Raw genomic sequence first — 6,044 nt, 5'->3', positions numbered from 1 at the left:
ACAAGTAGTCATCATCCAGGGGCTTGATCCTACAGGCCGCCCACTCTATCACCACCGGTGAGAGCTTGGTTCGCGACCCCCACCAACACTCCGGTCCGGCTTTCCGGCCCGTTCCGCGCTGGCAGAGATAAAGTTACACGGGCCCAAAACCCCGGTTTCACCGGGGTCCCCTGAACTGCGTTTCCGCAGGTCCTCTCGCTTGAGCCTATCTGGAACGACGGTCGCCTGGGTCGCGCCGGGCCTCCTGCCGATCGCACAGATCCCGCGCCGCTGACCCGTCCCACCAGTGCCGGAAGAATGCGAAGATCCAGTTTCCGGCGCGAGGACGGGGGTGGCATGAGGCGGACGCTGCTACGAGCGGCGCGAACAGGCACGTGGGGCGACTTCCGGCACCGGACGATCGACGCGGCGCACCTCCGGGAGCTGTGCCGGGCGCCGGAGCGTGTCGACCCGCGCGGGCTGATGATCCAGAACGCGAAGATCGCGGGCCGGCTCGACCTCAGTGGCATGGACGTCCCGTTCCCGCTGCGGTTCGAGTCGTGCGAGTTTTCCGAATCGCCCCTGTTCGATGGCGCGCGGCTGCACGAGCTGGCGCTGTTGCGGTGCGAGCTGCCCGCTGGGCTCCAGGCGAACGGGTTGCGCGTGACCCGCGACCTCGACCTGTCGCGGTCGACGATCGCGGGTGCGTTGTGGACACCGGCGAGCACGTCGAAACAGTCCGCGCTCTGGCTGTGTGAAGCTGAGATCGGCGGTCGGCTGCTGTGCGTCGGCACCCGGATCAGGCCGGACGGGGTCCGCGCGATCCACGCCGACCGGCTGCGGGTCGCGGGCGCGGTGCGGCTGATCAACGGGTTCGAGGCAGGCGGCGAGGTCCGGCTGATCGGCGCGCACATCGACGGCTCGCTCGACATGTCAGGCGCGCGGATCAGCCGCCCCGACGGCGTCGCGCTGGACCTGGCCGACCTGATCCTCGGCGGCAGCCTGTTCCTCATCGACGACGCGACGCACCGCAAGCCCGCGATCGAGGGCCGGATCGACATGCGCGCCGCACGGATCGCCGGGCAGATGATCGTGCGGGACGCGGAGCTCGGCGGCACCGCGCCGCTGACCGGTCCGTACGCGAGCAGCCGCAGCGGCGGCACGGCCATCAGCGCACCGAGGGCCGCCGTCAACGGCGACCTCAGCTTCGAGGGGGCGTGCCGCGTGCGCGGCGGCGTCGATCTCTCGCTCGGCGAGTTCGGGTTCGTGCACTTCACGCCGGAGTGCGTGCTCGACGCTGGCGGCGGAGTCGCACTGGACCTGCGCAACGCGGACCTGCGGTCCTCGGTGGAGCTGGCGGACGGCGTGACCGTGCGCGGGACGATCACACTGGATGGCGCCTCGGTCGGCGGGAACCTGCTGCTGCGCGGGGTACATCTGTCTGAGCCGGGTGAAGGGCCGCTGCTGTCGGCGCGGAGTGCGCGGGTGCTCGGTGACGTGGAGGCACAGCGGCTCCACGCCGAGGGGGGACACCTGGACCTGCGTGGTGCGGAACTCGGCAACAACCTGGACCTCGAGGCCGCGACACTGTTCAACCCGGAACGCTTCACGCTGTACCTGCACAACGCGACGATCAACGGTTCGGTGCGGCTGGACGCCGGGTTCTCCTCCGACGGCGAGGTGCGGCTGTCCCGGACGACCATCGGCGGCCGGCTCGACCTGCGCGGCGGCACCTTCACGGACCGAGACGGCCACGCCATCGAGGCCGAGGGCCTCGTGTCGCGTGGCGGCATGTACCTCGGGTGGGCCGAGGTCTCTCCCAGCGTCAACCTGACCGGCGCCCAGACCACAACGCTCGCCGACGACCCGGACACGTGGCCCGCGGAGTTCCTCATCCGGGGCTTCACGTACGAGCGGTTCGGCCCGCTCACGTCGGCGAGCCCGCCGAACTGGGACGCGGGCCCGCGGATCGCCTGGTTGGCGAGGCAAAGCTCGTTCGAGGCGGGCCCGTACGAGCACGCTGCGCGGGTGTTCCGCGAGCACGGTCACCTGGCGGCCGCCGAGGAGGTGCTGATCAGCCAGCGCAGGCACGCGCGCCACGCGGCGACACGGCAGGCGGGCGCGAGCCCTCGCATCCGGCTGTGGGCGCTCATGGACCGGCTGTACAGCCTGTTCGGTTACGGCTACCGGCCGGGCCGCGCGGGCTGGCCGCTGGTAGCACTGCTGGTGGCGGTTTTCGTGCTCATGCTGGTGCCCAGCGGCGCGGCGACCCTGCGTGCGACCGACCCGCGCGGCAACGTGTACACCCCGACGGGCCGGCTCGTGACGGTGAACCCGGTGGGTCCGGCCGCGCCGGGCACATTGCCGGACCGGGTGGGCGACTACAGCACGGACACCCCGGCCCGCCCGGCCCCCGACCCGTGCGGCGACGGGCAGGTGCGGTGCTTCAACCCGTTCTTCTACGCGATCGACACGGTCGTGCCACTGGTGTCGCTGGGCCAGCGCGCCACCTGGTATCCCGACACCCACACGCCGAGCGGCGAGTTCCTGATGTGGTTCCTGAACATCGCCACCCTGCTCGGGTGGGTCCTGTCGTCGGTACTGGTGTTCTCGTTCGCCCGCCTGGCCCGCAGCGTGTAGATCTGCTCTCCTTCACGATGCGTCCGCAGACTGCGGTACGTGACAACCCGGCCATGACATCACTCGGACGAGTCGACGACATCCTCGGACCGCGCCCACCGTCCAGGCCCGCCTCGCCGACGTCCTTCCGTTGACCCCGGAAGCCGGGAGCGCCTACGCGGGGCGGTGCACTATACACGATCGCGATGGTGATGGAAGGCCACAGCCGGAACGATCGAGCCGGGGACCAGTAGATCAAGGAGGGAATCGGATGGCTGAGCTCGCCGTACGCGCGGACGGAGCACTGGCCGGCGCGAAGATCGGCATCCTGATCGAGAGCGACTACTTCGAACCCGAGATCTTCTACTACCAGCGCCGGTTCGCCGAAGAAGGTGCCGAGGTGCACTTCCTGACCAGGCTGTGGGGTCAGGACCAGCTCACCTTCACCGGGCACGAGTGGAAGATCCCCTTCGTCGCCACCGAGACCTTCGAGAACATCGACGACGACGAACTGCGTTCCTACGACGTGCTGATCGTCCCGTCCGGCATGGTGTCCGACCGGTTGCGCTACACCGAGGATGTCACCAGGACGCCGCCGGCCACCGAGTTCCTCCGGCGGGCGTTCGACGAACCGTCCGTCCTCAAAGGAATCATCTGCCACGGCCTGTGGCTGGTGGCGCCGGCCCCGGAGTTGGTGCGCGGGCGCAAGGTCGTGGTGCACAACAACCTGATCGGCGACGCGCGCAACATGGGCGCCGAGTACGTCGACCAGGACGTGGTGCACGACGGCGCCGATCTCATCACCGGGCGCACCGGGATGCACGCGCACCTGTTCGCCCGCGCGATCATCGACACCCTGCTCGAACGCAGGGGTGGTCGCCGATGACCCTCGCACTGAACTGCCGCGACGAGGACTGACGGAGGAACGACCATGGCGAACAACAACCTCGCCTTCACCTGGGCCGACACCATCGCCGGATACGTGGTCGGTTTCGACGCTGGCACCCGCGCCGTCGAACTGGAGACCAGCGACAAGCGGCGGTTCACGGTCGAGCTCGACGAGACCACCGTCGGGGAACTGCTGCGCAACCTCGGCGAGCCCTACGCCGACGCGAGCGGGCACCTCGACGGCCTGCTGGTGCCGGGCCGCTACATCATCGTCTACGGCATCTTCTACCCCACGTCCGATGGGGACCCACGGTACGTGGCGAAGCACGTACAGCTGTTCGGCCGCGGCCCCGGGGACTACAGCTTCGAGGACCCCGGCTGGTGGACGCGCCAGATCGACCAGCTCGCCATGTTCTACCGGCGCTCACAGTTCGGGAACGGCCCGGTCGACTACCGCGAGTACCGCACCGAGCTGCACCTGGGCGGTTCCAAGACAGACAGCCACGTCCAGGAGACGGACACGATCTCCCGAATGGTCTACGGCATGGCGTCGGCCTACATGCTGACCGGCAAGGACGAGTACCTCGAGGTCGCCGAGAAGGGCACCGACTACCTGCGCGACCACATGCGGTTCGTGGACCGCGACAACGATGTCGTCTACTGGTACCACGGCGTCAAGGTGACCGGCGCGACCGAACAGAAGCTGCTCAGCTCGGATTTCTCCGACGACTACGACACCATCCCGATGTACGAGCAGATCTACGCGCTCGCCGGCCCCATCCAGACGTTCCGGGTCACCGGGGACAGGCGTGTCATCTCCGACACCGAGGCGACGCTGCGGCTGTTCGAGAAGTTCTTCCGGGACCACGAGCAGGGCGGCTACTTCTCCCACCTGGACCCGATCCTGCTCAGCCCACACCACGAGTCCCTTGGGTACAACGCGTCCCGCAAGAACTGGAACTCCGTCGGCGACCACGCCCCCGCCTACCTGGTGAACCTGTACCTGGCCACCGGCGATGAGCGGCACGCCGACATGCTCGAGCGCACGTTCGACACGATCACCGAGCACTTCCCCGACTACGAGTACAGCCCGTTCGTCAACGAGCGGTTCTTCCGTGACTGGTCGCACGACCTCGAGCACAGCTGGCAACAGAACCGCGCGGTGGTCGGGCACAACCTGAAGATCGCGTGGAACCTGATGCGGATGCACGCCCTGCGACCCAAGAAGGCCTACGTGGAACTCGCCGAGCACATCGGCAGGATCATGCCGGATGTCGGCAGTGACCGGCAGCGCGGCGGCTGGTACGACGTGGTCGAGCGGGTCCTCAGGCCCGGCGAGCAGACCTACCGTTTCGCCTGGCACGACCGCAAGGCCTGGTGGCAGCAGGAACAGGCGATCCTGGCCTACCTGATCCTGGCCGGCGAGCAGGGCGACGCCGAGTTCCTGCGCCACGCGCGGGAGTCGGCGAGCTTCTACAACGCCTTCTTCCTCGACCACGACGAGGGCGGCGTGTACTTCAACGTGCTGGCCAACGGTCTTCCGTACCTGCTCGGCACCGAGCGGCTGAAGGGCAGCCACTCGATGAGCATGTACCACTCCGTCGAGCTGTGCTACCTCGCCGCGGTCTACTACAACCTGCTGATCACCAAACAGCCGTTGCCTTTGTGGTTCAAGCCGCTGCCCAGTGCCGACCGCACGCTGCGGGTGGCGCCGGACCTGCTGCCGTACGGCCGGATCAGGCTCGAGGAAGTCGAGATCGACGGCAAACCCTACGAGGTCTTCGACCCCCACGCGCTCACCATCGAGCTCCCGGACTCCTCGGAGCGGCTGACCGTTCGGGCACTGATCGTCCCGGCGGACTGAGCCAACCGCGAGACAGGAGCCGAAAATGGACATCAGTAAGCGAATGGTCGACGACGTCGCCGTGGTCGCCTTGTCCGGTGCGCTGGACGGTCACTACTTGGACGCGGTCCGGGACCGGATCACGGAGCTGCTCCCCCAGCACGACCCGCATCGTGGTCGACTTCTCCGGGGTGTCCAGTGTGTCCAGTGCCAGCCTGCGCGCGATGCTGCTGATCTACCGGCAAGCGCAGGCCATCGGCTGCGCTGTCGCGGTCGTCGGTCTGTCGCCGGAGGTGCACAACGTCCTCGAAGCGACCGGCTTCCTCCACTTCTTCGTGGTGGCCGAGACGGTGACCGACGGTGTGGCCGCCGTGCGGGCCCGAACGGAAGGGAGCGAGGAACGTGAGCACGCCACATCTGGTTCGTGACCGAATCGACTCGTTTCCCACGCGCACCATCGCCGGATTCGGTGTGCGGGCCGGGCGAACCGCACCGCTGGGCGCGACGCTGGTGCCGGGTGGGGTGAACTTCGCGATCTTCTCCGGCCGCGCGAGTGCCGTGTCGGTCGTGCTGTTCCGCATCGGGGAGAACGAGCCGATGGCGGAGATCCCGATCCCGGACGACTTCCGGATCGGGCGGGTGTGGTCGATCACGGTGTTCGGCCTGTCCTATGAGGACATCGAGTACGGTTTCCGGGCCCAGGGCCCGGAAGCCC

5 protein-coding genes are annotated in these 6,044 nt (G+C 68.2%); all 5 read left to right on the top strand.

Annotation, left to right across the window (positions count from 1 at the left end):
* Nucleotides 1-336: 336 nt before the first annotated feature.
* Entirely contained in the window at nucleotides 337-2,619 is a 2,283-nt protein-coding gene (locus VF106_RS34660; RefSeq protein WP_330844157.1) for a bactofilin family protein, read from the top strand.
* Nucleotides 2,620-2,869: 250 nt separating this feature from the next.
* The gene (locus VF106_RS34655) at nucleotides 2,870-3,484 is read left to right on the top strand and encodes a DJ-1/PfpI family protein (protein ID WP_330844156.1); all 615 of its coding nucleotides are present in this window, start codon (nucleotides 2,870-2,872) and stop codon (nucleotides 3,482-3,484) included.
* Between the two features lie 45 nt (nucleotides 3,485-3,529).
* Nucleotides 3,530-5,350, top strand: coding sequence for an AGE family epimerase/isomerase (locus VF106_RS34650; protein ID WP_330844155.1), 1,821 nt, complete (start codon nucleotides 3,530-3,532; stop codon nucleotides 5,348-5,350).
* 77 nt (nucleotides 5,351-5,427) lie between these two features.
* On the top strand, nucleotides 5,428-5,757 hold the full coding sequence (locus VF106_RS34645) for an STAS domain-containing protein (RefSeq protein WP_330844154.1): 330 nt from the start codon (nucleotides 5,428-5,430) through the stop codon (nucleotides 5,755-5,757).
* The coding region (locus VF106_RS34640; RefSeq protein ID WP_524535864.1) for an early set domain-containing protein at nucleotides 5,732-6,044 on the top strand (313 nt) is incomplete at its 3' end. The genes VF106_RS34645 and VF106_RS34640, both read left to right, overlap by 26 nt.

Origin of the sequence: Actinophytocola sp. (assembly GCF_036378875.1) — a bacterium.
In the GTDB taxonomy this organism is placed as follows: Bacteria; Actinomycetota; Actinomycetes; order Mycobacteriales; family Pseudonocardiaceae; genus Actinophytocola.
The sequence above is the reverse complement of the archived record's forward strand: the minus strand, read 5'-3'. Positions and strand labels throughout refer to the sequence as shown.